Raw genomic sequence first — 21,732 nt, forward strand, 5'->3', positions numbered from 1 at the left:
GCGTCTGCGGTGAGCTCACCGCAGGGTAGACCCGCTCGTGACCAGGGGCCGGGGCGGGGGCGGCGGTGTCCGTGGTAGTTTCGTTCTACGGGAGCAGCCGTTGTATGCTGCTCCGGTTGCCCGGCGAGAGTCGGGCCATTCCCCCGGCAAGCCACTTCAGAACTCTGATTCCGGTGCGCCGGTTTCACTGTAAATCTGAAGTCTTTGGAGTGACCCGTGGCTGCCAACTGCGACGTCTGCGGCAAGGGGCCGGGCTTCGGCAACAACATTTCGCACTCGCACCGCCGTACGTCTCGTCGCTGGAACCCGAACATCCAGCGTGTGCGTGCCGTGGTCGGTCGGACGCCGAAGCGGCTCAACGTCTGCACCTCGTGCATCAAGGCCGGCAAGGTCTCGCGCTAACGCCGACGTTTCGTCGTAGCGCAGCCCCTGCGGTTGCCTTGAAAGGCCGGTTCACCTCGGTGAACCGGCCTTTTGCCATGCCCGAAAACCGGACCGGGACCGAGACCGGCACCGGCACCGGCCCCAGGACCGGAGCCGGTACCCGGCCCCGCTAGGCCCTGTCGTCGGCGCGGGTCCGCCAGCCGTGGTCCACCGGGCCGATTCCCGTGCCGAGCGCGAACCCTGCGGCGATCGCCCCGGTCACGTACGCCTTCGCCTCCCGTACCGCCTCCGGCACGCCCAGCCCCTTCGCGAGACCCGAGGCGACCGCCGAGGCGAGCGTGCAGCCCGTGCCGTGCGTGTGCCGGTTGTCGTGGCGCGGCGCGCGCAGCCAGTGCTCCTCGTCGCCGTCGGTCAGCAGGTCCACGGCGTCCCCGTCGAGATGACCGCCCTTGATGAGCGCCCAGCGCGGCCCGTACGACAGGATCGCCGCGGCGGCCTCCCGGAGATCCGCCTCCGAGCCGACCCGAACGCCCGTGAGCTGCGTCACCTCGTCCAGGTTGGGCGTGGCGACCGTGGCGACCGGCAGCAGCTTCGTCCGTACGGAGTCCAGCGCCGAGGCCGCGAGCAGCGGGTCGCCGTGCTTGGAGACGCCGACCGGGTCCACGACGACGGGCGCGTCCGTCCCCGCGAGGAGCTCCGCGACCGTCTCCACCAGCGCGGCGGAGGCCAGCATGCCGGTCTTGACGGCCTGGACGCCGATGTCGTCGACGACGGCGCGGTACTGGGCCCGTACGGCCTCCTCGGGCAGCTCCCACGCCCCGTGGACGCCCCGCGAGTTCTGCGCGGTGACGGCCGTGATCACGCTCATGCCGTGGACGCCGAGGGCGAGCATCGTCTTCAGGTCGGCCTGGATGCCCGCCCCGCCGCCGGAGTCGGATCCGGCGACCGTGAGGACGAGCGGCGGCGGCGTCACTCGTGGCCTCCGAAGTGGTCCCAGCCGCCCTTGGTGTGCCAGGGCGCCCCGTCCACAGTCACCTGCGGCAGCGCGGACGGGTTGAGGACCTCGCCGATGACCTTCCAGCGGGCCGGCAGCTTCACGTCCGGCGGGAAGGTGGCCACGATGGCGTGGTCCTCTCCCCCGGTGAGCACCCACTGCAGCGGGTCGACGCCGACGGCCTGGCCGATGTCGTTCATCTGGGTGGGGATGTCGATGAGCCCCGAGCGCAGGTCGATGCGGACCTTGCTGGCCTCGGCGATGTGACCGAGGTCGGCGATGAGTCCGTCGCTGACGTCGCACATGGCGGTGGCGCCGAGTCCGGCGGCAGCCGGGCCCGCGTGGTACGGCGGCTCGGGCCGCCGGTGGGCCTCGACGAAGGCCCGCGGGGACCGGAAGCCGCGGGAGAGCACCGCGTAACCGGCCGCGGACCAGCCGAGCCAGCCCGTGTAGGCGACGACGTCGCCGGGCTGGGCCCCGCCCCGGGTCACGGGGTCGTGGTTGCGCAGATCGCCGAGGGCGGTGATGGCGACGGTGATGGTGTCGCCGCGGACGACGTCACCGCCGACGACGGCCGCGCCCGCGACCTGGCACTCGTCCCGCAGGCCGTCCATGAGCTCGGCGGGCCAGGTGACCGGCAGTTCGGCCGGGACGACCAGACCGAGGAGGAGCGCGGTGGGGACGGCGCCCATCGCGGCGATGTCGGCGAGGTTCTGCGCGGCGGCCTTGCGGCCGACGTCGTACGCCGTCGACCAGTCGCGGCGGAAGTGACGTCCTTCGAGCAGGATGTCCGTACTGGCCACCACGCGCCGGTCGGGTGCGGAGACGACCGCGGCGTCGTCGCCGGGTCCGATCCGCACCGCCGGGGTGGAGGTGAGCCGGGAGGTCAGCTCTCTGATGAGCCCGAACTCCCCCAACTCTCCTACTGTGCCCTTCACCGCGTCTCACCTCGTGTTGTCGTGCGGTAACGTCAATGAGAAACCGTCAACTGCTGTCTTGCCTACGCCACACTGTGGGCGCCTCGGAACACGCAGGTCTCCCCGTGGCCCGCGGCGACGCGGTACCGTGGCGTCCCTTTCTCCCACAAGATCCTCGTGGCCGCCCTGGAGGTTCCGTGGTACAGGCGTACATCCTCATCCAGACCGAGGTGGGCAAGGCGTCGACCGTCGCCGAGACCATCTCCAAGATTCCGGGAGTGATCCAGGCGGAAGACGTGACGGGCCCGTACGACGTGATCGTCCGCGCCCAGGCCGACACGGTCGACGAACTGGGCCGCATGGTGGTCGCCAAGGTCCAGCAAGTGGACGGCATCACGCGGACCCTCACCTGCCCGGTCGTGCATCTGTAGCCCCCGTCTACCCTTGGCCGGTGAAGTCTTCCCACCGGCCTTTCGGCCTGCCCGCCGCCGTCGCGGCCGTGTCGCTGCTGCTGACCGGCGCGGGCTGCTCCTCCACGGACGAGAAGGCGTCGGTCCCGGTTCCCAGCCCGCCGGCCGCGGAAGCCGCCCTCTGCCAGGCTCTGGCGAAGGAGCTTCCCGACACCGTGGCGGGCCTGGAACGGAACGATCCTGAGCCGGGTTCCGATCTGACCGCCGGGTGGGGGGATGGGGCGATCGTACTGCGCTGCGGGGTCCCCCGGCCCGAAAAGATGACCGATCCGCAGTCGCAGGGCATCTCGGCGGACGGCGTGCGCTGGATGCTGGAACAGCGGGAGGGCGACGGACCCCGGTTCACCTCGGTGTACCGGGAGACCTACGTCGAGGTGAGCCTCGACGAGCGGTACGCCCAAGACGCCGGTCCGCTCGTCGATCTCGCCGCCCCCGTGGAGAAGGCCGTGCCGTGCGCGCTGGAGCCCGAGTGCGACTGAGGGGACGACTCGGGGCGACCCCCGCTAGCGCAGGCCCGTGGAGCGGGTCAGCGCGGCCTGGATCAGCCGGTCGACCAGCTCGGGGTAGCTGACGCCGCTCTCCTGCCACATGCGCGGGTACATGGAGATCGGGGTGAAGCCCGGCATGGTGTTGATCTCGTTGATCACGAACTCGCCGTCCTCGGTGAGGAAGAAGTCGGCGCGGACCAGGCCCTCGCAGGAGACGGCCTCGTACGCGGCGACGGCGAGCCGCTGGACCTCGGCGGTGGCCTCGTCGCCGATCGGCGCGGGGACGAGCCCGGACGCCGAGTCGATGTACTTGGCCTCGAAGTCGTAGAAGTCGTGGTCGGTGACGGGCGGGATCTCGGCCGGCACGCTGGCGCGCGGGCCGTCCTCGAACTCCAGGACGCCGCACTCGATCTCACGGCCGCGGAGCAGCGACTCGACGAGGATCTTGGGGTCGTGGCGCCGGGCCTCCTCGATGGCCTCGTCGAGGCCGGAGAGGTCGTCGACCTTGGTGATGCCCATCGAGGAGCCGCCGCGGGCGGGCTTCACGAAGAGCGGCCAGCCGTGCTCGGCGGCGAACTCGACGATCTTCTTGCGGGCGGCCGCGGGGCTCTGCTCCCACTCGCGCGGCCGGATGACCTCGTACGGGCCGACGGGCAGCCCGAAGGAGGTGAACACCCGCTTCATGTACTCCTTGTCCTGGCCGACGGCGGAGGCGAGGACGCCCGCGCCGACGTAGGGGACGCCGGAGAGTTCGAGGAGGCCCTGGAGGGTGCCGTCCTCGCCGTACGGGCCGTGCAGCATCGGGAAGACGACGTCGACCTCGCCGAGGGCCTTGGGCACGGAGCCGGGCTCGGTGTACACGACCTCGCGGTTGGCCGGGTCGACGGAGAGGACGACGCCGCCCTGCTCGGACTCGGCGAGGTCGGCGACGTTCGGCAGGGAGCGCTCGGCGATCGCCATCCGCTCGGGGGCGTCGGCGGTCAGCGCCCAGCGCCCGTCCGTCGTGATGCCGATGGGCAGCACGTCGTACTTGGTCCGGTCGATGGCGCGCAGGACGGCGCCGGCCGTGACGACGGAGATGGCGTGCTCGGAGCTGCGTCCGCCGAAGACGACGGCCACGCGCGGCTTGCGGGGGCTCTGGGTGTTCTCGCTCATAACGCGTTGAGCGTACCTTGCGTGTTCGATCCGCTTAAGAGCCCCGGCCCGCCGCGCGCGTCCGGCGTAGTACGTGTCCCCCGGAGGGCGTCAGCGGCGCTCGGACTTGGCGCTGCGCGACATCAGTTCCTTGAGGGCGACGATCGGCGGCTTGCCCTCGTGGACGATCGACACGACCGTCTCGGTGATCGGCATGTCGACCCCGTGACGGCGGCCCAGATCGAGCACGGACTCGCAGGACTTGACGCCCTCCGCGGTCTGCTTGGTCGCCGCGATGGTCTCCTCCAGGGTCATCCCGCGGCCCAGGTTGGTGCCGAAGGTGTGGTTCCGGGAGAGCGGCGAGCAGCAGGTGGCGACCAGGTCGCCGAGGCCGGCGAGGCCGGAGAAGGTGAGCGGGTCGGCGCCCATGGCGAGGCCGAGCCGGGTGGTCTCGGCGAGGCCGCGGGTGATGAGCGTGGCCTTGGAGTTGTCGCCGAGCCCCATGCCGTCGGCGATGCCGACGGCGAGCCCGATGACGTTCTTGACCGCGCCGCCGAGCTCGCAGCCGACGACGTCGGTGTTGGTGTACGGGCGGAAGTACGGGGTCATGCAGGCGGTCTGGAGCCGCTGGGCGACCGATTCGTCGGCGCAGGCGACGACGGCGGCCGCGGGCTGCCGGGCGGCGATCTCCTTGGCCAGGTTGGGGCCGGTGAGGACGGCGACGCGCTCCGCGGGCACGTCGGCGACCTCGGTGATGACCTCGCTCATGCGCTTGGCGGTGCCGAGTTCGACGCCCTTCATCAGGGAGACGAGGACGGTGTCGGGGGCCAGCTTGGGGGCCCACTCGGCAAGGTTGGCGCGGAGCGTCTGCGAGGGCACGACGAGGACGGTGAAGTCGGCGTCGTGGGCGGCCTCGGCGGGGTCCGTGGTGGCGCGGACGCTCGCGGGGAGTTCGACCCCGGGAAGGTAGTCGGGGTTGGTACGGGTGGTGTTGATGGCCTCGGCGAGTTCGGCGCGGCGGCCCCAGAGGGTCACCTCGCACCCCGCGTCGGCGAGCACCATGCCGAAGGCGGTGCCCCAGGACCCGGTTCCGAAGACGGCTGCCTTGGTCACTTCGTACCCTCCCCGGCGGCCTTGCGCCGCTGTTCCAGCCGGGCCCTGCGGTGGTCGTACGGCTCGGCAGGCGCCTGCTCGCCGCGGACGTCCTCCAGGAGCGCGGTGATCGCGGCCATGATGACCTCGGTCGCCTCACGCAGCACCTCGGGCGTGGGCTCCTGGCCGTAGAAGCGCGAGAGGTCGACGGGCGGGCCGGCCTGCACGATCAGCCTCTTGCGGGGGAACAGGCTGAGCTTGTTCTCCTTGGCGTACGGCGGCATCGCGAGGTTGGCGCCCCACTGGGCGACCGGGATGACCGGGGCCTTGGTGAGCAGCGCGACGCGGGCGGCGCCGGTCTTGCCGGCCATGGGCCACATGTCGGGGTCGCGGGTGAGGGTGCCCTCGGGATAGAAGGCGACGCACTCGCCGCGCTCGATGGCGTCGACGGCGGCCCGGAAGGCGTCCAGGGCGTTGGTCGTCTCGCGGTAGACGGGGATCTGGCCGGTGCCGCGCAGCATGGTGCCGACGAACGAGCCCTTGAAGAGAGCGGCCTTGGCGAGAAAGCGCGGGACGCGTCCGGTGTTGTACTGGAAATGCGCGTACGACAGCGGGTCCAGATACGAGTTGTGATTGACGGCGGTGATGAATCCGCCGTCGGCCGGAATGTGTTCCGTTCCGCGCCAGTCCCTCTTGAACAGAACCACCAGTGGGGGTTTGGCGATGACCGCCGCCAGGCGGTACCAGAAGCCGATTCTGCGGCGGGACACTCGTGCACCTTCCTCTGGGACTGGCGTGCAGAGGGCCAAGTGTCGCCCCATGCTCCTGGTCTGTCGAGAACACCGTACGCCCCGGGCTCGCGCCGCCGCCGGGCGCCGGGCCCTGTGGCCCGTCGGACGCGGAGCCGGGTCCCGGGCCACAATGGGCCGCGATGAACATCGATCCGGACGACGGCTGGTCCCTGGTCGTACCCCTGAAGCCCCTTGCGCGGGCGAAGAGCAGGCTCGCCGCGGCCGCCGGGCCCGGCCTGCGTCCGCGGCTCGCGCTGGCGTTCGCGCAGGACACGGTGGCAGCGGCGCTCCGATGCGGGCGTGTACGGGATGTGGCGGTCGTCACGGACGATCCGGTGGCGGCCGCGGCCCTGGCGGCGCTCGGCGCGCGGATCGTGCCGGACTCCCCGGCCGCCGGGCTCAACGCGGCGCTGGCGCACGGGGCGCGGACGGTACGCGGAGCCCGGCCCCACGCGCGCGTGGCGGCGCTCAACGCGGACCTGCCGGCGCTCCGGCCGGGCGAACTGGCCAGGGTCCTCGAAGCGGCCGGAGAATTCCCCCGGACATTTCTCGCGGATGCCGCCGAAATAGGTACGACATTCCTCTCGGCGCGGTCCGGAGTGGAATTGGCACCTGCTTTCGGGGGCGCTTCGCGGCTCAGGCATTTGTCGTCGGGTGCGGTGGAAATCCGGCTGGCCGGGGTGGATTCCGTACGCCGGGACGTGGACACCGGCGAGGATCTGGCGGCGGCGCTGGCGTTGGGGATCGGACGGCGGACGGCCGCCCACTGGGACCGTACGGCCGGTGATCGCGCGGCCGGATAGGCTGCGGCCCATGCAGGCGACCGCGTACACGTACGACTCCGAGACCCGCAGCGGCAGTGTGCTGCTCGACGACGGCACCCCGGTGGAGTTCGGGGCCGAGGCCTTCGACGCGGGCGGGCTGCGGCTACTGCGTCCGGGGCAGCGGGTGCGGATCGAGACGGAGCCCCGCGCCGACGGCGCGGGGCTGCGGATCACGCTGGTGACGCTGCAGACCCTCTGAACGGTTCCGGCCGGTCACGGGCCGGCGATTCCCCGGCCCTGACGAGCGGTTCGAGGGGCCCGGCGGACGATTGCGCGGGCCCCGCTGGGCCGAACAGGGTGTGGACGCGCCGCGGGCCGGGCTCCCCGAGGGGAGCCCGGCCCGGCGCGTGAGTGGCTCTTCGACCTTGTGCCGCTTACTTCTACTACTTCGCGGCGGTCTTCTTGGCGGTGGTCTTGCGCGCCGTCGTCTTCTTGGCGGGCGCCTTCTTCGCCGTGGCCTTCTTCGCCGGCGCGGTCTTCTTGGCGACGGTCTTCTTGGCCGTGGCCGTGGTCTTCTTGGCCGGGGAGGCCTTCTTGGCCGCCGCCGTGGTCTTCTTGGCCGCGGCGGTGGTCTTCTTGACCGTGGCCTTCTTCGCGGCGGTGGTCTTCTTCACCGCGGTCTTCTTGGCAGGGGTGGCCTTCTTGGCCGCCGCCTTCTTGGCGGTGGTGGCCTTCTTGGCCGCGGCCTTCTTCACGGTCGCGGAAGCGCCGCCCGTGAGGCTGCCCTTGGGCGCCTTCTTGACGGCGACCTCGCCGCCCTTGGGGAGCTTCTTCGAGCCGCTGACCAGATCCTTGAAGCCCTGACCGGCACGGAAGCGCGGCACCGAGGTCTTCTTGACCCGCACGCGCTCACCCGTCTGCGGGTTGCGGGCGTACCGAGCCGGGCGGTCGACCTTCTCGAACGAACCGAAGCCGGTGACCGAGACACGGTCCCCGCCGACCACGGCACGCACGACGGCGTCCAGGACCGCGTCGACGGCGTCAGCGGCCTGCTGACGCCCGCCGAGCTTGTCGGCAATCGCTTCTACGAGCTGCGCCTTGTTCACGTCTTCCCCTTCGGAGACATTGCCAGAACGAAAGTGTTCAAGCTTTTTCGCACGTTAGGCATGTATATACCGCAAATCAAACACGAAACGGGCTAATCACCCTAGTGCCGCAACGCGGAAGTCCCGTTGCGGAGTTCCTGGTGTCAGTCGTCTTCAGGGAATCGGCCCTCGTCGAGGTCCTTCATCAACCGGTCGAGACGCGTTGCCGCGTCCGCGAGATCGTGCTTCGCCGCTGCCGTGACGACCAGCAGCTTCCGGGACAGCGCCATCCTTACGCCCTCCGGGACTTGCAGTTCGCGCACTCTTGTGTGCGCTTCCTTCAATCGGGCGGCGACTGCCTCATAGAGCTCGAGTTGGCTGTCGCGTTCCATGCACCGATTGTGCCATCTAGGGCGAGTTGTCGCCCGACGGGGTCTCAACAAGCGACTGCGCCCCCCACCGGACGGTGGGGGGCGCAGTCGTGGAAAAGCGCTGCTCAGACAGTAATTGTACGGGGTTTGAAGGCCGGCCTGGCCGCCTCGTAGGCCGCGATGTCGGCTTCGTTCTGAAGGGTGAGGCTGATGTCGTCCAGACCGTTCAGCAGACGCCAGCGGGCGTTCTCGTCGAGCTCGAAGTCGGCGTCGATCCCGGGCGCCAGCACCTTGCGGCGCTCCAAGTCAACGGTGATTTCGGCCGTCGGGTCGGCCTCGGTCAGCTCCCAGAGGGCGTCCACGGTCGACTGGTCGAGGACGACGGTCAGCAGGCCGTTCTTCAGCGAGTTGCCGCGGAAGATGTCGGCGAACCGGGAGGAGATGACGGTCTTGAAGCCGTAGTTCTGCAGCGCCCAGACGGCGTGCTCACGGGAGGAGCCGGTGCCGAAGTCGGGGCCGGCCACCAGGACGGAGGCGCCCTGCCGCTCGGGGCGGTTGAGCACGAACTCGGAGTCCTTGCGCCAGGCCTCGAAGAGCCCGTCCTCGAAGCCGTCGCGGGTGACCTTCTTCAGCCAGTGCGCGGGGATGATCTGGTCGGTGTCGACGTTGCTGCGGCGCAGCGGGACGGCCCGGCCGGTGTGCGTGGTGAAAGCTTCCATGGTTCCTCAGACCCCCGCGGGCGTAGCGACGTCGGACAGATCGGCCGGGGAGGCCAGGTGGCCCAGTACGGCGGTGGCGGCGGCGACCTGGGGCGAGACCAGGTGGGTGCGGCCGCCCTTGCCCTGCCGGCCCTCGAAGTTGCGGTTGGAGGTGGACGCGGAGCGCTCACCGGGCGCCAGTTGGTCGGGGTTCATGCCCAGGCACATCGAGCAGCCCGCGTGCCGCCATTCGGCGCCGGACTCCTTGAAGACCTTGTCCAGACCCTCCTCGACGGCCTGCAGGGCGACACGCACCGAGCCGGGGACGACCAGCATCCGGACGCCGTCGGCGACCTTGCGGCCTTCCAGCAGGGCGGCGGCGTTGCGCAGGTCCTCGATACGGCCGTTGGTGCAGGAGCCTACGAAGACGGTGTCGACCTTGATGTCGCGCAGCGCCTGTCCCGCGGTCAACCCCATGTACTCCAGGGCCTTTTCGGCGGCCAGGCGCTCCGAAGCGTCTTCGTACGAAGCCGGGTCGGGGACGTTCGCCGAAAGCGGCGCACCCTGGCCGGGGTTGGTGCCCCAGGTGACGAACGGCGCCAGGGAGGCGGCGTCGATGACGACCTCGGCGTCGAAGACCGCGTCCTCGTCCGACTTCAGGGTCTTCCAGTAGGCGACGGCGGCGTCCCAGTCCTCGCCCTCGGGGGCGTGGGCGCGGCCCTCCAGATAGGCGAAGGTGGTCTCGTCGGGGGCGATCATGCCCGCGCGGGCGCCGGCCTCGATCGACATGTTGCAGATGGTCATCCGGGCCTCCATCGAGAGCTTCTCGATGGAGGAGCCGCGGTACTCCAGGATGTAGCCCTGGCCGCCGCCGGTGCCGATCTTGGCGATGATCGCCAGGATCAGGTCCTTGGCGGTGACGTCCTCGGGCAGCTCGCCGTCGACGGTGATCGCCATCGTCTTGGGGCGGGCCAGGGGCAGCGTCTGGGTCGCCAGGACGTGCTCGACCTGGCTGGTGCCGATGCCGAACGCCAGCGCGCCGAAGGCTCCGTGCGTGGAGGTGTGCGAGTCGCCGCAGACCACGGTGGTGCCGGGCTGGGTCAGGCCCAGCTGCGGGCCGACGACGTGGACGACGCCCTGCTCGACGTCGCCCAGCGGGTGCAGCCGTACGCCGAACTCGGCGCAGTTCTTGCGCAGCGTCTCCAACTGGGCGCGCGAGACCGGGTCGGCGATGGGCTTGTCGATGTCGAGGGTCGGGGTGTTGTGGTCCTCGGTGGCGATGGTGAGGTCGAGGCGCCGCACCGGCCGGGCGTTCTGGCGCAGGCCGTCGAACGCCTGGGGGCTGGTCACCTCGTGCAGCAGGTGCAGATCGATGAAGAGGAGGTCGGGCTCGCCCTCGGCGCGCCGGACGACGTGGTCGTCCCAGACCTTCTCCGCGAGTGTCCTACCCATCGCTTTCCCTCCGGCCGACGTCTGCGTCGGCGCAACTAGAGACCCGTTTCGCGAGCCGTTGTGCGGCCGCCTCACCAGGGTCGCAAGATCCCTGGAAAATTGAACTTGCGTTTCACAGAGTGAGACGTGAATATCGTTGCATGGACAACTCTAGCGGCGTGGGCGTTCTCGACAAGGCAGCCCTTGTCCTGAGCGCCCTGGAGTCCGGTCCGGCCACCCTCGCAGGTCTGGTCGCGGCGACGGGACTCGCACGACCCACGGCACATCGCCTCGCCGTGGCACTGGAACACCACCGGATGGTGGCGCGCGACATGCAGGGCCGGTTCATTCTCGGACCGCGCCTGGCGGAGCTCGCCGCCGCGGCCGGTGAGGACCGCCTGCTCGCCACGGCGGGCCCGGTACTGACGCATCTGCGCGACGTCACCGGCGAGAGCGCGCAGCTCTACCGCCGGCAGGGCGACATGCGCATCTGCGTGGCGGCGGCCGAGCGGCTGTCCGGCCTGCGGGACACGGTCCCGGTCGGTTCCACGCTGACGATGAAGGCCGGCTCCTCGGCGCAGATCCTGATGGCCTGGGAGGAGCCCGAGCGGCTCCACCGCGGCCTCCAGGGCGCCCGCTTCACGGCGACGGCGCTCTCGGGCGTACGGCGCCGCGGCTGGGCGCAGTCGATCGGCGAGCGCGAGCCGGGCGTCGCGTCCGTCTCGGCGCCCGTGCGCGGCCCCTCGAACCGCGTGGTGGCCGCCGTGTCGGTCTCCGGGCCGATCGAGCGCCTGACGCGCCACCCGGGCCGCATGCACGCCCAGGCGGTCATCGACGCGGCCGCCCGTCTCTCCGAGGCGCTCCGCCGCAACGGCTGACGCGCTTCACGTCCCTCCTGCCGAACACCGGCCCACCGCTTCAACGCCGCAGCGGTGGGCCGGAGTTGTCCGCACAGGGACCAGAACGGCGAAGAAGCCCTCCCCCGAAGGGAAGGGCTTCCTCGTCTGTACCCCCGACCGGATTCGAACCGGCGCTACCGCCTTGAGAGGGCGGCGTGCTAGGCCGCTACACAACGGGGGCCTTGCGGATGAGATCCGCGTACGGTGCAGATGAGCTCTGCGAGCTGGCCTACCAGGACTCGAACCTAGAATGACGGTACCAGAAACCGTAGTGTTGCCAATTACACCATAGGCCATTGTGGTCTAGACCAAAGGTTCAGACCAGTACCCCCGACCGGATTCGAACCGGCGCTACCGCCTTGAGAGGGCGGCGTGCTAGGCCGCTACACAACGGGGGCCCTAGCGATCCTGCATCGGGTTCACCGGGTGCGACCCAGGTGATCCCGCGGGAAGGATCTGTACCCCCGACCGGATTCGAACCGGCGCTACTGCCTTGAGAGGGCAGCGTGCTAGGCCGCTACACAACGGGGGCTTTGCGGATGAGATCCGCGTACGTGCAGATAAGCTCTGCGAGCTGGCCTACCAGGACTCGAACCTAGACTAACGGAACCAGAAACCGTCGTGCTGCCAATTACACCATAGGCCATCAAAACGCGATCCCCCGCGAAGGGGACCTTGTTCGGGTGGTGCTCCGGAGGGTTTCTGCCTTTCGGCTTGCTCCCCTCGGCGCAGGAAGAACATTACCCGAAGGTGTCCGGCGCTCCAAAACGGGTATCGCCGCGCAGCAGTGCGGGCAGCTGGTGGAGGTCGGTGATCCGCGTGAGTTCCGGCCTTCCGCCGGTGCCGGCCCGGTCCAGCCAGATGCCGACGAGCCCCGCCTCGACCGCCCCGCGGGCGTCGATGTCCGGCTGGTCTCCGACGTACGCCACCTCCTCCGGGACCAGGGCGAGGGCCGCGCAGGCGGCGTGGAAGGCCTCGGCGGCGGGCTTGGCGAATCCGAGTTCCGCGGCGCACACGACGGCCTCGAAGCGGTCCCGGACCCCCAGCACGCGCAGCTTGCGGTCCTGGTTGTGGATCGAGGAGTTCGACAGGACGGCGTGACGGTAGTCACCCGCCAGGAGGTCGAGCACGGGGACGGTGTCGGGGAAGAGCTCCCAGGCCGCTTCGTAGTGCGTGATGTACCGCTCGAACCAGGCGTCGGCCTCGGGGGCGGTCAGGGCGGGCGCCGCGAGGAAGTCCCGGACCCGCTCGCGCCGCTGCTCCTGGAAGTCCACCCCGCCTGCCTCGAAGCGCCGCCAGTGGACGACGGTGAGCTCCTGCCAACGGCGCAGGGCCTGGTCGACGGAGCCGAATCCGTCCACCAGGCCCTCGGCCGTGAGATGGCCGCGCATGCCAGCCAGATCGGCGCGGGCGTAGTCGAAGATCGTGTCGTCGATGTCCCACAGGACCGCGCGGATGGCCATGGTCCGAACGTACTCCAGCGAGGTTCGCGGGACGGGCCGTCCGGGAGATCAGCCACAGGCCGCCGAGGCCGCCCGGCATACCGAAGGGGCGCCGGCCCTGCGGCCGGCGCCCCTTCTCGTCCGTCTCGGACCCCTACGCGGCCAGCTTCGCCAGGGCCGCGTCGATCCGGGTCAGGGCCTTCTCCTTGCCCAGGATCTCCAGGGACTCGAAGAGCGGCAGGCCGATCGTGCGGCCGGTGACCGCGACGCGGACCGGTGCCTGGGCCTTGCCGAGCTTCAGGCCGTGCTCCTCGCCTGCGGCCAGGACGGCGCTCTTGAGGGACTCGGGGTCGCTCCAGTCGGCCGACTCCAGCTTTGCGCGGGCGGTGGTCAGGAGGGCCGCGGGCTCACCCTTCATGGCCTTGTCCCACGAGGGCTGGTCGAAGACCGGCTCGGGCAGGAAGAGGAAGTCCACGTTGGCCGTGATGTCGGAGAGGACCGTGACGCGGGTCTGGGCGTACGGGGCGATCCGCTCCCAGGCCGACGCGTCGAAGTCCTCGGGCGCCCAGTTGGCGTGCGGGGCCGCGAGCCAGGGCTCGCAGGCCGCGGCGAAGGCCTTCACGTCCAGCATGCGGATGTGGTCGGCGTTGATCGACTCGGCCTTCTTCAGGTCGAAGCGCGCCGGGTTGGCGTTGACGTCCGCGATGTCGAACTTCTCCACCATCTGCTCGATGGTGAAGATGTCCTCGTCCGCCGAGAACGACCAGCCCAGCAGGGAGAGGTAGTTCAGGAGGCCCTCGCGCAGGAAGCCGCGCTCCCGGTAGAGGTTGAGGGAAGCCTGCGGGTCGCGCTTGGAGAGCTTCTTGTTGCCCTCGCCCATCACGTACGGCAGGTGGCCGAAGGCGGGGATCTCCTTGGCGACGCCCAGCTCGATCAGCGCCTTGTAGAGCGCGATCTGGCGCGGGGTGGAGGAGAGCAGGTCCTCGCCGCGCAGGACGTGGGTGATCTCCATCAGCGCGTCGTCGACCGGGTTGACCAGGGTGTACAGCGGGGCGCCGTTGGCGCGCACGATGCCGTAGTCCGGGACGTTGTCCGGCGTGAAGGTGAGCTCGCCGCGGACCAGGTCGGTGAAGGTGATCGGCTCGTCCGGCATCTTGAAGCGGACGATCGACTCGCGGCCCTCGGCGCGGTAGCGCTCGATGCGCTCGTCGCTCAGGTTGCGGCAGGTGCCGTCGTAGCCCGAGGGCTTGCCGGCCAGACGGGCCGCGTCACGGCGGGCCTCCAGCTCCACGGCGGTGCAGAAGCAGTGGTAGGCGTACCCGCCGGCGAGCAGCTTCTCCGCGACGTCCCGGTAGATGTCCATCCGCTGCGACTGACGGTACGGCTCGTGGGGGCCACCGATCTCGGGGCCCTCGTCCCAGTCGAGACCCAGCCAGCGCATCGAGTCGAGCAGCTGGTTGTACGACTCCTCGGAGTCGCGCGCCGCGTCGGTGTCCTCGATACGGAAGACCATGGTGCCCTGGTTGTGCCGGGCGAAGGCCCAGTTGAAGAGGGCGGTGCGGACCAATCCCACGTGGGGGTTGCCGGTCGGGGAGGGACAGAAACGTACGCGGATCGCGTTAGCCACGCTTGATCACCTTGTTGGTGAGAGTGCCGATGCCTTCGATGGTGACGGCGACCTCGTCGCCGACGTTGAGGGGGCCGACCCCGGCCGGAGTGCCGGTGAGGATGACATCGCCCGGGAGCAGCGTCATGGCCTCGGTGATATGGACGACCAGGTCCTCGATGGAGCGGATCATGTCGCTCGTACGACCGAGCTGGCGCTGTTCGCCGTTGACCGTGGCCTGGATGGTGAGGTCGCTCGGGTCGAGGTCCGTCTCCACCCAGGGGCCCAGCGGGCAGCTGGTGTCGAAGCCCTTGGCCCGGGCCCACTGCTTCTCGCGCTGCTGGGCGTCACGGGCGGTCACGTCGTTGGCGCAGGTGTAGCCGAAGACGACGTCCTTGACCCGCTCGCGCGGAACCTCGCGGCACATGCGGCCGATGACCACGGCCAGTTCGGCCTCGTGGTGCAGTTCGTTCGAGAAGGAGGGGTACTCGATGGCGTCGCCGGGGCCGATCACGGAGGTGGTCGGCTTGAAGAAGGCGACGGGGACCTCCGGGACCTCGTTGCCGAGTTCGGCGGCGTGCTCCGCGTAGTTGCGGCCGATGGCCACGACCTTGTTGGGGAGCACGGGCGGCAGGAGCCGTACCTTGCTGAGCGGGACCTTGGTGCCGCTCAGCTCGAAGTCGGTGTACGGGATGCCCTTGATGATGTCGAGGACAAGGCCGCCGGACTCGACGGTTCCCTCGCCCTCGACGGCGCCGAAGGCGACATTGCCGTCGATGGAGAATCTGGCGATGCGCACGAGTGCTGTCGCCCCTCACTTGGTACTGGCTGGAGTCTGACGCTCCAGGCTAACGCGGCAAGGGGCGCCCGCCGCCGTATTACTGTGCGGGCAGCGCCGCCACGGGGGCGGTCATGAGAACCGTGCGGCGGGGGTTGGCCGTCTGGGTGGGGAGTTCGAGCGCGTGCTCCGGCTGCGCGCCCCGGCCGAGCAGCTCGGCGTCCTCGAGGTGGGCGAGCGTCGTCCGGCGCGGGTTCGCCGTGGAGCGGAGCAGCATCGTCGTCTTCGTCGTCATCGCGGAGGGCCTCTACAGAGCGGGGGTATTTGTAAAGCGTCAGGCTAAACGTGTCATTCCCTTCGAATGCATGGGGAAGACAACGATCTAGGTGTGAGTTTGCTCACCAATCGACAGACAATCCCGACATTACGGTCCGTCCACAGGGGGAGACCAAGCGGACATTCCACCACTGAATGCTTCATTCCGCTCCTGATCATGGCGACTGGGACACTCGGACTCCATGAACCTTTGGGGGCAATAAGTCCGATTCATCCATGATCATCTTCTACATGGGGTGACATGATGTGCACGGGTTGTCATGCAGTCCGGCGCCCGACACGCGGCCCTTGTTGGAGGTCCGGCACTGTGCTGGAATTCCACGCACCGCCGCGGGTTTCAAGCCGGTGCGCAGGGGGCGCAACGCAGCGCCGGGTGAGCGGCGGGGAAGGGGGAACTGCGCCGGTCATCGACGACCACCACTGGGGCGCATTCGCGTCCCGAGACGCCGACACCGTCCACTCCGTTCACGCGGAAGGACGCCTGGTCCAGAGGTTGCGACGCTAGTGCAGGGACGATTCAAGAGGGATGGCAGCAACGCTGCCGCAGAGCAGGAGCCTCGCGCCGGAACCGATCGCGGTTCCTCGGCCCAGCACGCCCAGAACCCTGGTCAGGGGCCGGCAGGCGGTGACAGCGGCACGGCCGCCGCCGCCGATTCCAGCGCCCCGGCCGGCAAGAAGCCCAAGGGCGAGAACGAGGTCGGACCTCGAATAGCCCTGCGCAACTGGCGCATCTCGACGCGTCTGGTCGCCCTGCTGACCCTCCCCGTGGTCGCGGCCACCAGCCTCGGCGGCATCCGCATCAGCGAGTCGCTCCAGGACATCGAGCAGCTCGACCACATGCAGCTGCTCACCAAGCTGACCGAAGAGGCGACCGACCTCGCCAAGGCCCTCCAGGCCGAGCGCGACCTGTCCGCCGGTCCGCTCGCCAACGGCAAGTCGGCCGGTGACTACCAGGTCGCCAACCCGCGCAAGAACACGGACCGGGCCCAGAAGGCGTTCATGGACGCCACCGCGGAGATCCCGGCCACCGAGGGCGACGAGGCGCTGCAGAGCATCCGCCAGAACGTAAGCCAGATCGCGTCCCAGGTCGTCCAGATCGGCGGCATCCGCCAGGAGGCGTACAAGGACGGCGTCGCGCACTCGGTGACCGTCGAGGCGTACAGCCGCCTCATCCGCTCGCTGCTCAGCCTCTCCCAGGACATGGCGCAGGCGACCAGCAACCCCGAGATGATCAAGCGGACCCGGGCGCTGGCGGCCTTCTCCTCCGCCAAGGAGTACGCCTCCGTCCAGCAGGCGATCATCGCCGCCGCGCTCCCTTCGAGCGACAACCGGCGCGGCAAGCTGGAGCCGGGCGACCGTCTCTACGGCTACGCGGCCCAGCAGGGCGAGAAGGTCCAGCTCAAGCAGTTCCAGACCATCTTCGAGTCGGCGGGCGGCGACGCCGACGCGCTGACCAGCACGCTGACCAGCGGCAACCCGTCCATCGACGCCGCGGACAAGTACGCGGACCGGGTGCTGAGCATCGACTCCGGCATGACCGACCGCGTCCCGCGTGGTCACCTGAACTTCACCGACGAGTACGGCACCAAGATGCAGGCCATGGCCGTCATCGAGGCCGACCTGCTCGACAAGATGGAGACCAAGGCCCGTGAGCTGCGGGCCGAGTCGCAGCGCGAAGCGATCATCAACGGTGCGCTGATCCTGCTCGTCCTCGGTGTCTCCCTCGTCGGCGCCTTCGTCGTGGCCCGGTCCATGATCCGGTCGCTGCGCCGGCTCCAGGACACCGCCACCAAGGTCGCCCAGGACCGTCTGCCCGAGCTCGTCAAGCAGCTCTCCGAGTCCGACCCGCAGGACGTCGACACCTCCGTCGAGTCCGTCGGTGTGCACTCCCGGGACGAGATCGGCCAGGTGGCCGCGGCCTTCGACGACGTGCACCGCGAGGCGGTCCGCCTCGCCGCCGAGCAGGCCCTTCTGCGGGGCAACGTCAACGCGATGTTCACCAACCTCTCGCGCCGCTCCCAGGGCCTCATCCAGCGTCAGCTCTCGCTCATCTCCGAGCTGGAGTCCCGCGAGGCCGACCCGGACCAGCTCTCCTCCCTCTTCAAGCTCGACCACCTCGCCACCCGAATGCGGCGTAACGGTGAGAACCTCCTCGTCCTCGCCGGCGAGGAGCCGGGCCGCCGGTGGACCCGTCCGGTCCCGCTGGTCGACGTGCTCCGTGCCGCCGCCTCCGAGGTGGAGCAGTACGAGCGCATCGAACTGGCCGCCGTCCCGGCGACCGAGGTCGCCGGCCGCGTCGTCAACGACCTCGTGCACCTCCTCGCCGAGCTGCTGGAGAACGCCACGTCGTTCTCCTCGCCGCAGACGAAGGTCCGCGTCACCGGCCACGCGCTCCCCGACGGACGGGTGCTCGTCGAGATCCACGACACCGGCATCGGCCTCTCCCCCGAGGACCTCGCCGCGATCAACGAGCGGCTCGCCTCGCCGCCGACCGTGGACGTCTCCGTCTCCCGCCGCATGGGTCTGTTCGTGGTCGGCCGCCTGTCCCTGCGACACGGCATCCGTATCCAGCTGCGCCCGTCGGACTCCGGCGGCACCACCGCGCTCGTCATGCTCCCGGTCGACGTCGCCCAGGGCGGCAAGAAGCCGGCGCCCAAGCCGGGCGCCGGTGGCCAGGGCGCGATGCCGCAGGGTCCGTCCGCTCCCGGTGGCCGTCTGACCGGCGGCCCCGGTGCTCCCGCGGCCGGTGGCCGTCCGGGCCTCGGCGGGGCGCCGTCGTCGTCCGCCGGGCTCCTGGGTGCCGGTGCGGGTGCCCCCCGCGGTCAGGTCGGCGCGGGCAGCGGTCCGCGTGCGGCGCTCCCCGGCCGGGACGGCGCCCCGCGCCAGAACGGTCCGCAGGGCCAGGCACCGCAGCAGCCGCAGTCCCAGGGGCAGCCGACCGCGCAGATGCCGCAGGTCTCCCCCGACGCGCAGCGCCCGGGCGGCTTCGGCGGCGGCGCGCAGAGCGCGATCCCGTCCCGTACGGACGTCTGGGGCGGCCAGGGCCAGCAGGGCAACCAGGGCCAGGGCCAGAACAATCAGGGCCAGGCCCAAAGCCGGCAGCCGCAGCAGGGCCAGGGCAACCAGGCCGCGCAGGGCGGCCGTCCCGGCCAGGGCGGGTTCCCGCGTGCCGAGCTGCCCGGCGGCAACCCCCAGCAGACGCAGCGCGCGCAGTCCACCAGCTGGGGCAACGACCAGGCGCAGCCGGTCCGCCGCCCGCAGCAGGACATGTCGCCGCTGGACGCCCCGCGCGGCCACGAGGACCCGGAGAACACGGGCCAGTACGCCCGTCCGGCTTCGCCTCAGGGACCGGGCTCCACGGGCCAGTTCCCGCGCCCGGACCTCGGCCGGCAGCAGCAGGCCCCGCAGGCGTACCAGCCCGGACCGCAGGACGCGGCGTCCACTTCGCAGTTCCCGCGCCCGGACTTCGGACAGCAGCAGGCGCCCCAGCAGCAGGCTCCGCAGGGCTACCAGCAGCAGGCGCCGCAGGCTCCGGCCCCGCGCCAGCGCGGCGGCAACGACTACGGTGCGCCCCGCCCGGCCGGGAACCTGCCCCAGCAGCCCCAGCAGCCCCAGCTTCAGCAGCCGCGCCAGCCCGAGGCCCTGCCTCCGGCCGGCAGCTCCGCCGACGCGCGTACCCCGCTGTACGACACGCTGGAGACCAACTGGTTCCACCAGAGCCAGGGCGGTCAGCAGCAGGAGCAGGGCGGCGACCAGGGTCAGCAGCGCCCCGACGCCCGGCAGACGCCGCAGGCTCCGGCGGCACAGCCCACTCCCCCGGCCCAGCGGCGCCCCGCCGCCCCGGCCGGCGGCGACGGCGGCAACGCCGGTCAGCAGCAGGGCGGTCCCGCCTCCTGGCGGACCTCGCCCAACGACGAGCTGGTGCGCCAGGCCGAGCGGGTCCGCAAGCCGGCGGCCGGCGGCATCACCACCTCCGGGCTGCCGAAGCGTGTGCCGCGCGCCAACCTCGTACCCGGGACCGCGCAGGAGCAGGCCCACACGGCCGGCCCTCAGGTCTCGCGTGCACCCGATGACGTCCGCGGCCGGCTCACCAATCTGCGCCGCGGCATCCAGCAGGGCCGCCAGGCGGGCAACTCCACAACGGGCAGTTTCCACGTCGGCCCCACCCACCAGCAGGAGCGATAGTTGAGCGCGATGAGCCAGGCGGCGCAGAATCTGAACTGGTTGATCACCAACTTCGTGGACAACACCCCAGGGGTGTCCCACACGGTGGTGGTCTCCGCCGACGGTCTGCTCCTTGCCATGTCGGAAGGATTTCCCCGTGACCGCGCCGACCAGCTGGCGGCGGTCGCGTCCGGACTGACCTCGCTGACCGCGGGGGCGTCCCGGATCTTCGAGGGCGGCTCCGTCGCCCAGACGGTCGTGGAGATGGAGCGCGGCTTCCTCTTCCTGATGTCCGTCTCCGACGGATCCTCCCTGGCCGTGCTGGCGCACCCGGAGTGCGACATCGGCCTCGTGGGCTACGAGATGACGCTGCTGGTCGACCGGGCCGGCAGTGTCCTGACCCCGGACCTCCGTGCAGAGCTCCAGGGGAGCCTGCTGCACTAGACCCGTACCGATACAGGGCGGTACGCCCCTCCGTACCGCCCTGGGCATCAAGAAACCGTCCGGCCGCCCCACCCGGCCCCCCACCGGCCCCATCAGACGGCATGACCACGTGTCGTCACGCCCGGAGGATTCATGACCCCGCCCCCCGCCTCTCACGATCCGTACGGCGGCTCGCTCGACGAGTCGTACGGACATGAGGGCGACCAGCCGCTGGTCCGGCCCTACGCGATGACCGGCGGCCGGACCCGGCCGCGGTACCAACTCGCCATAGAGGCCCTGGTCAGCACCACGGCCGACCCGGCGCACCTCGCCACCCTGCTCCCGGAGCACCAGCGGATCTGCCACCTCTGCCGTGAGGTCAAGTCGGTGGCAGAGGTCTCGGCGCTGCTGTCGATGCCGCTCGGTGTGGCCCGGATCCTCGTCGCCGACCTGGCGGAGGCGGGCATGGTGGCGATCCACCAGCCGGGCAACGGAGAGGCCGGCGGCACGCCGGACGTGACACTGCTCGAAAGGGTGCTCAGTGGACTTCGGAAGATCTAGCGGCGGCTCCGCCCCTCAGGCGGCCCGCTCGACCACCAGCGCGAAGATCGTGGTGGCGGGTGGCTTCGGCGTGGGCAAGACCACGTTCGTCGGCGCCGTCTCGGAGATCAACCCGCTGCGTACCGAGGCCGTCATGACCTCGGCCTCGGCCGGGATCGACGACCTCACGCACACCGGGGACAAGACCACCACGACGGTGGCGATGGACTTCGGCCGTATCACCCTGGACCAGGACCTGATCCTGTACCTCTTCGGTACGCCCGGTCAGGACCGCTTCTGGTTCATGTGGGACGACCTGGTCCGCGGCGCCATCGGCGCCGTCGTGCTCGTGGACACCCGCCGTCTCGCCGACTGCTTCCCCGCGGTCGACTACTTCGAGAACAGCGGCCTGCCGTTCGTCATCGCCCTGAACGGGTTCGAGGGGCATCAGCCCTACACGCCGGAGGAGGTCCGCGAGGCCCTCCAGATCGGTCCCGGCACCCCGATCATCACCACCGACGCCCGCCACCGCGCGGACGCCAAGAGCGCGTTGATCACGCTCGTGGAGCATGCGCTGATGGCACGACTCAAGTAGGAGAACGCGTACGGAAGTTGTCGTACGCCTTTTGTGGAGGCGGCCTGTGTCCTATGCCACGGTCCGCCCCCGTGTTCATAACGTTTCGAAAGAGAATTGCGGCGCCACGGACACCCGACGCATCCGATCGGTACCACTGCGCTCACATGAGCCCCGTCATTTGGCGGGGCTCGTTCTTTATGCCCGTTTTATCTGGGGCCCGGAGCGACGAAAACCGAAGCTCAGGGCTGTTTGGAGGGGACCCCCTTCACGTGCTGCAATTCATGAACTCCCGAGTAGTACGGCCCTGAACGAAACACCGGCACAACGTAGGTGCCGACGCCGAGAGGT

General features: G+C 70.3%; 23 protein-coding genes and 5 tRNA genes. 10 read left to right on the forward strand and 18 right to left on the reverse strand.

Going from position 1 to position 21,732, the window contains the following annotated elements; all coding sequences use genetic code 11:
• The first annotated feature begins 216 nt into the window (after positions 1–216).
• Positions 217–402: a 50S ribosomal protein L28 gene (gene rpmB / locus M5362_RS13705; RefSeq protein WP_003957616.1), complete on the forward strand. Its 186-nt coding sequence runs from the start codon at positions 217–219 to the stop codon at positions 400–402.
• A 151-nt stretch (positions 403–553) separates the two neighbouring features.
• On the opposite strand, the gene thiD is transcribed toward rpmB, so the two are convergent.
• Together thiD and M5362_RS13715 are read right to left on the reverse strand one after the other, a co-directional pair.
• A complete protein-coding gene (gene thiD / locus M5362_RS13710) occupies positions 554–1,357 on the reverse strand; it encodes a bifunctional hydroxymethylpyrimidine kinase/phosphomethylpyrimidine kinase (RefSeq protein ID WP_260227775.1) in 804 nt (267 codons plus the stop codon).
• Positions 1,354–2,316 carry a thiamine-phosphate kinase gene (locus M5362_RS13715; RefSeq protein ID WP_260227776.1) on the reverse strand — a complete coding sequence of 321 codons (963 nt, stop codon included), beginning with the start codon at positions 2,314–2,316 and terminating at the stop codon, positions 1,354–1,356. Before M5362_RS13715 ends, thiD begins: the two co-directional genes overlap by 4 nt.
• A 176-nt stretch (positions 2,317–2,492) precedes the next feature.
• Here M5362_RS13715 and M5362_RS13720 point away from each other — a divergent pair, with 176 nt between their 5' ends.
• Complete coding sequence (locus M5362_RS13720; RefSeq protein WP_028802415.1) at positions 2,493–2,726, forward strand: Lrp/AsnC family transcriptional regulator; 234 nt, start codon at positions 2,493–2,495, stop codon at positions 2,724–2,726.
• A 20-nt stretch (positions 2,727–2,746) separates the two neighbouring features.
• Positions 2,747–3,244, forward strand: coding sequence for a DUF3515 domain-containing protein (locus tag M5362_RS13725; protein WP_260227777.1), 498 nt, complete (start codon positions 2,747–2,749; stop codon positions 3,242–3,244).
• Positions 3,245–3,268: 24 nt separating this feature from the next.
• Here the strand turns inward: M5362_RS13725 and M5362_RS13730 are convergent, their stop codons facing one another.
• The 3 genes from M5362_RS13730 to M5362_RS13740 form a co-directional block, all read right to left on the reverse strand.
• Entirely contained in the window at positions 3,269–4,408 is a 1,140-nt protein-coding gene (locus M5362_RS13730; protein ID WP_260227778.1) for a D-alanine--D-alanine ligase family protein, read from the reverse strand.
• A 90-nt stretch (positions 4,409–4,498) separates the two neighbouring features.
• Positions 4,499–5,500 carry an NAD(P)H-dependent glycerol-3-phosphate dehydrogenase gene (locus M5362_RS13735; protein ID WP_374214460.1) on the reverse strand — a complete coding sequence of 334 codons (1,002 nt, stop codon included), beginning with the start codon at positions 5,498–5,500 and terminating at the stop codon, positions 4,499–4,501.
• Positions 5,497–6,249 (reverse strand): 1-acyl-sn-glycerol-3-phosphate acyltransferase, encoded by a 753-nt coding sequence (locus M5362_RS13740; protein ID WP_260227779.1) that lies wholly within the window; start codon positions 6,247–6,249, stop codon positions 5,497–5,499. The genes M5362_RS13735 and M5362_RS13740 overlap by 4 nt, the downstream gene beginning before the upstream one ends.
• A gap of 161 nt (positions 6,250–6,410) precedes the next feature.
• On the opposite strand from M5362_RS13740, the gene cofC reads away from it, so the two are divergent.
• Positions 6,411–7,073 carry a 2-phospho-L-lactate guanylyltransferase gene (cofC, locus tag M5362_RS13745; RefSeq protein WP_260227780.1) on the forward strand — a complete coding sequence of 221 codons (663 nt, stop codon included), beginning with the start codon at positions 6,411–6,413 and terminating at the stop codon, positions 7,071–7,073.
• 10 nt (positions 7,074–7,083) lie between these two features.
• Positions 7,084–7,293: a hypothetical protein gene (locus M5362_RS13750; RefSeq protein WP_260227781.1), complete on the forward strand. Its 210-nt coding sequence runs from the start codon at positions 7,084–7,086 to the stop codon at positions 7,291–7,293.
• 184 nt (positions 7,294–7,477) lie between these two features.
• On the opposite strand, the gene M5362_RS13755 is transcribed toward M5362_RS13750, so the two are convergent.
• The 4 genes from M5362_RS13755 to leuC all read right to left on the reverse strand — a co-directional run bounded on the left by M5362_RS13755 (position 7,478) and on the right by leuC (position 10,640).
• On the reverse strand, positions 7,478–8,140 hold the full coding sequence (locus M5362_RS13755; RefSeq protein WP_260227782.1) for an HU family DNA-binding protein: 663 nt from the start codon (positions 8,138–8,140) through the stop codon (positions 7,478–7,480).
• Positions 8,141–8,283: 143 nt separating this feature from the next.
• Positions 8,284–8,511 (reverse strand): hypothetical protein, encoded by a 228-nt coding sequence (locus M5362_RS13760; RefSeq protein ID WP_260227783.1) that lies wholly within the window; start codon positions 8,509–8,511, stop codon positions 8,284–8,286.
• Between the two features lie 104 nt (positions 8,512–8,615).
• Entirely contained in the window at positions 8,616–9,209 is a 594-nt protein-coding gene (leuD, locus tag M5362_RS13765; RefSeq protein ID WP_260227784.1) for a 3-isopropylmalate dehydratase small subunit, read from the reverse strand.
• Between the two features lie 6 nt (positions 9,210–9,215).
• Positions 9,216–10,640, reverse strand: coding sequence for a 3-isopropylmalate dehydratase large subunit (gene leuC, locus M5362_RS13770; RefSeq protein WP_260227785.1), 1,425 nt, complete (start codon positions 10,638–10,640; stop codon positions 9,216–9,218).
• Between the two features lie 140 nt (positions 10,641–10,780).
• On the opposite strand from leuC, the gene ndgR reads away from it, so the two are divergent.
• Positions 10,781–11,497, forward strand: a complete 717-nt coding sequence (gene ndgR / locus M5362_RS13775) for an IclR family transcriptional regulator NdgR (RefSeq protein ID WP_005311436.1) — start codon at positions 10,781–10,783, stop codon at positions 11,495–11,497.
• Between the two features lie 129 nt (positions 11,498–11,626).
• On the opposite strand, the gene M5362_RS13780 is transcribed toward ndgR, so the two are convergent.
• From M5362_RS13780 to M5362_RS13820, 9 genes are all read right to left on the reverse strand, one after another.
• Positions 11,627–11,699 (reverse strand) — tRNA-Glu (locus tag M5362_RS13780).
• A 43-nt stretch (positions 11,700–11,742) separates the two neighbouring features.
• Positions 11,743–11,814 (reverse strand) — tRNA-Gln (locus M5362_RS13785).
• Between the two features lie 29 nt (positions 11,815–11,843).
• Positions 11,844–11,916, reverse strand: a tRNA-Glu gene (locus tag M5362_RS13790).
• A 61-nt stretch (positions 11,917–11,977) separates the two neighbouring features.
• Positions 11,978–12,050 (reverse strand) — tRNA-Glu (locus tag M5362_RS13795).
• Between the two features lie 42 nt (positions 12,051–12,092).
• Positions 12,093–12,164, reverse strand: a tRNA-Gln gene (locus M5362_RS13800).
• Between the two features lie 94 nt (positions 12,165–12,258).
• Positions 12,259–12,981, reverse strand: a complete 723-nt coding sequence (locus M5362_RS13805; protein WP_260227786.1) for an HAD family hydrolase — start codon at positions 12,979–12,981, stop codon at positions 12,259–12,261.
• 133 nt (positions 12,982–13,114) lie between these two features.
• The gene (gene gltX, locus M5362_RS13810; protein WP_260227787.1) at positions 13,115–14,587 is read right to left on the reverse strand and encodes a glutamate--tRNA ligase; all 1,473 of its coding nucleotides are present in this window, start codon (positions 14,585–14,587) and stop codon (positions 13,115–13,117) included.
• Complete coding sequence (locus M5362_RS13815; protein ID WP_260227788.1) at positions 14,580–15,365, reverse strand: fumarylacetoacetate hydrolase family protein; 786 nt, start codon at positions 15,363–15,365, stop codon at positions 14,580–14,582. Before M5362_RS13815 ends, gltX begins: the two co-directional genes overlap by 8 nt.
• A 79-nt stretch (positions 15,366–15,444) precedes the next feature.
• A complete protein-coding gene (locus M5362_RS13820; RefSeq protein ID WP_260227789.1) occupies positions 15,445–15,639 on the reverse strand; it encodes a hypothetical protein in 195 nt (64 codons plus the stop codon).
• Between the two features lie 545 nt (positions 15,640–16,184).
• Between M5362_RS13820 and M5362_RS13825 the strand changes: the two genes are divergently transcribed.
• The 4 genes from M5362_RS13825 (at position 16,185) to M5362_RS13840 (ending at position 21,402) form a co-directional block, all read left to right on the forward strand.
• Positions 16,185–19,865, forward strand: a complete 3,681-nt coding sequence (locus M5362_RS13825; RefSeq protein ID WP_260227790.1) for a nitrate- and nitrite sensing domain-containing protein — start codon at positions 16,185–16,187, stop codon at positions 19,863–19,865.
• A 9-nt stretch (positions 19,866–19,874) separates the two neighbouring features.
• A complete protein-coding gene (locus M5362_RS13830) occupies positions 19,875–20,288 on the forward strand; it encodes a roadblock/LC7 domain-containing protein (RefSeq protein ID WP_260228050.1) in 414 nt (137 codons plus the stop codon).
• Between the two features lie 132 nt (positions 20,289–20,420).
• On the forward strand, positions 20,421–20,828 hold the full coding sequence (locus M5362_RS13835) for a DUF742 domain-containing protein (protein WP_260227791.1): 408 nt from the start codon (positions 20,421–20,423) through the stop codon (positions 20,826–20,828).
• A complete protein-coding gene (locus tag M5362_RS13840) occupies positions 20,809–21,402 on the forward strand; it encodes an ATP/GTP-binding protein (protein WP_260227792.1) in 594 nt (197 codons plus the stop codon). Before M5362_RS13835 ends, M5362_RS13840 begins: the two co-directional genes overlap by 20 nt.
• Positions 21,403–21,732 lie beyond the last annotated feature (330 nt).

Source organism: Streptomyces sp. Je 1-79, assembly GCF_025195125.1.
Lineage (GTDB): Bacteria > Actinomycetota > Actinomycetes > Streptomycetales > Streptomycetaceae > Streptomyces.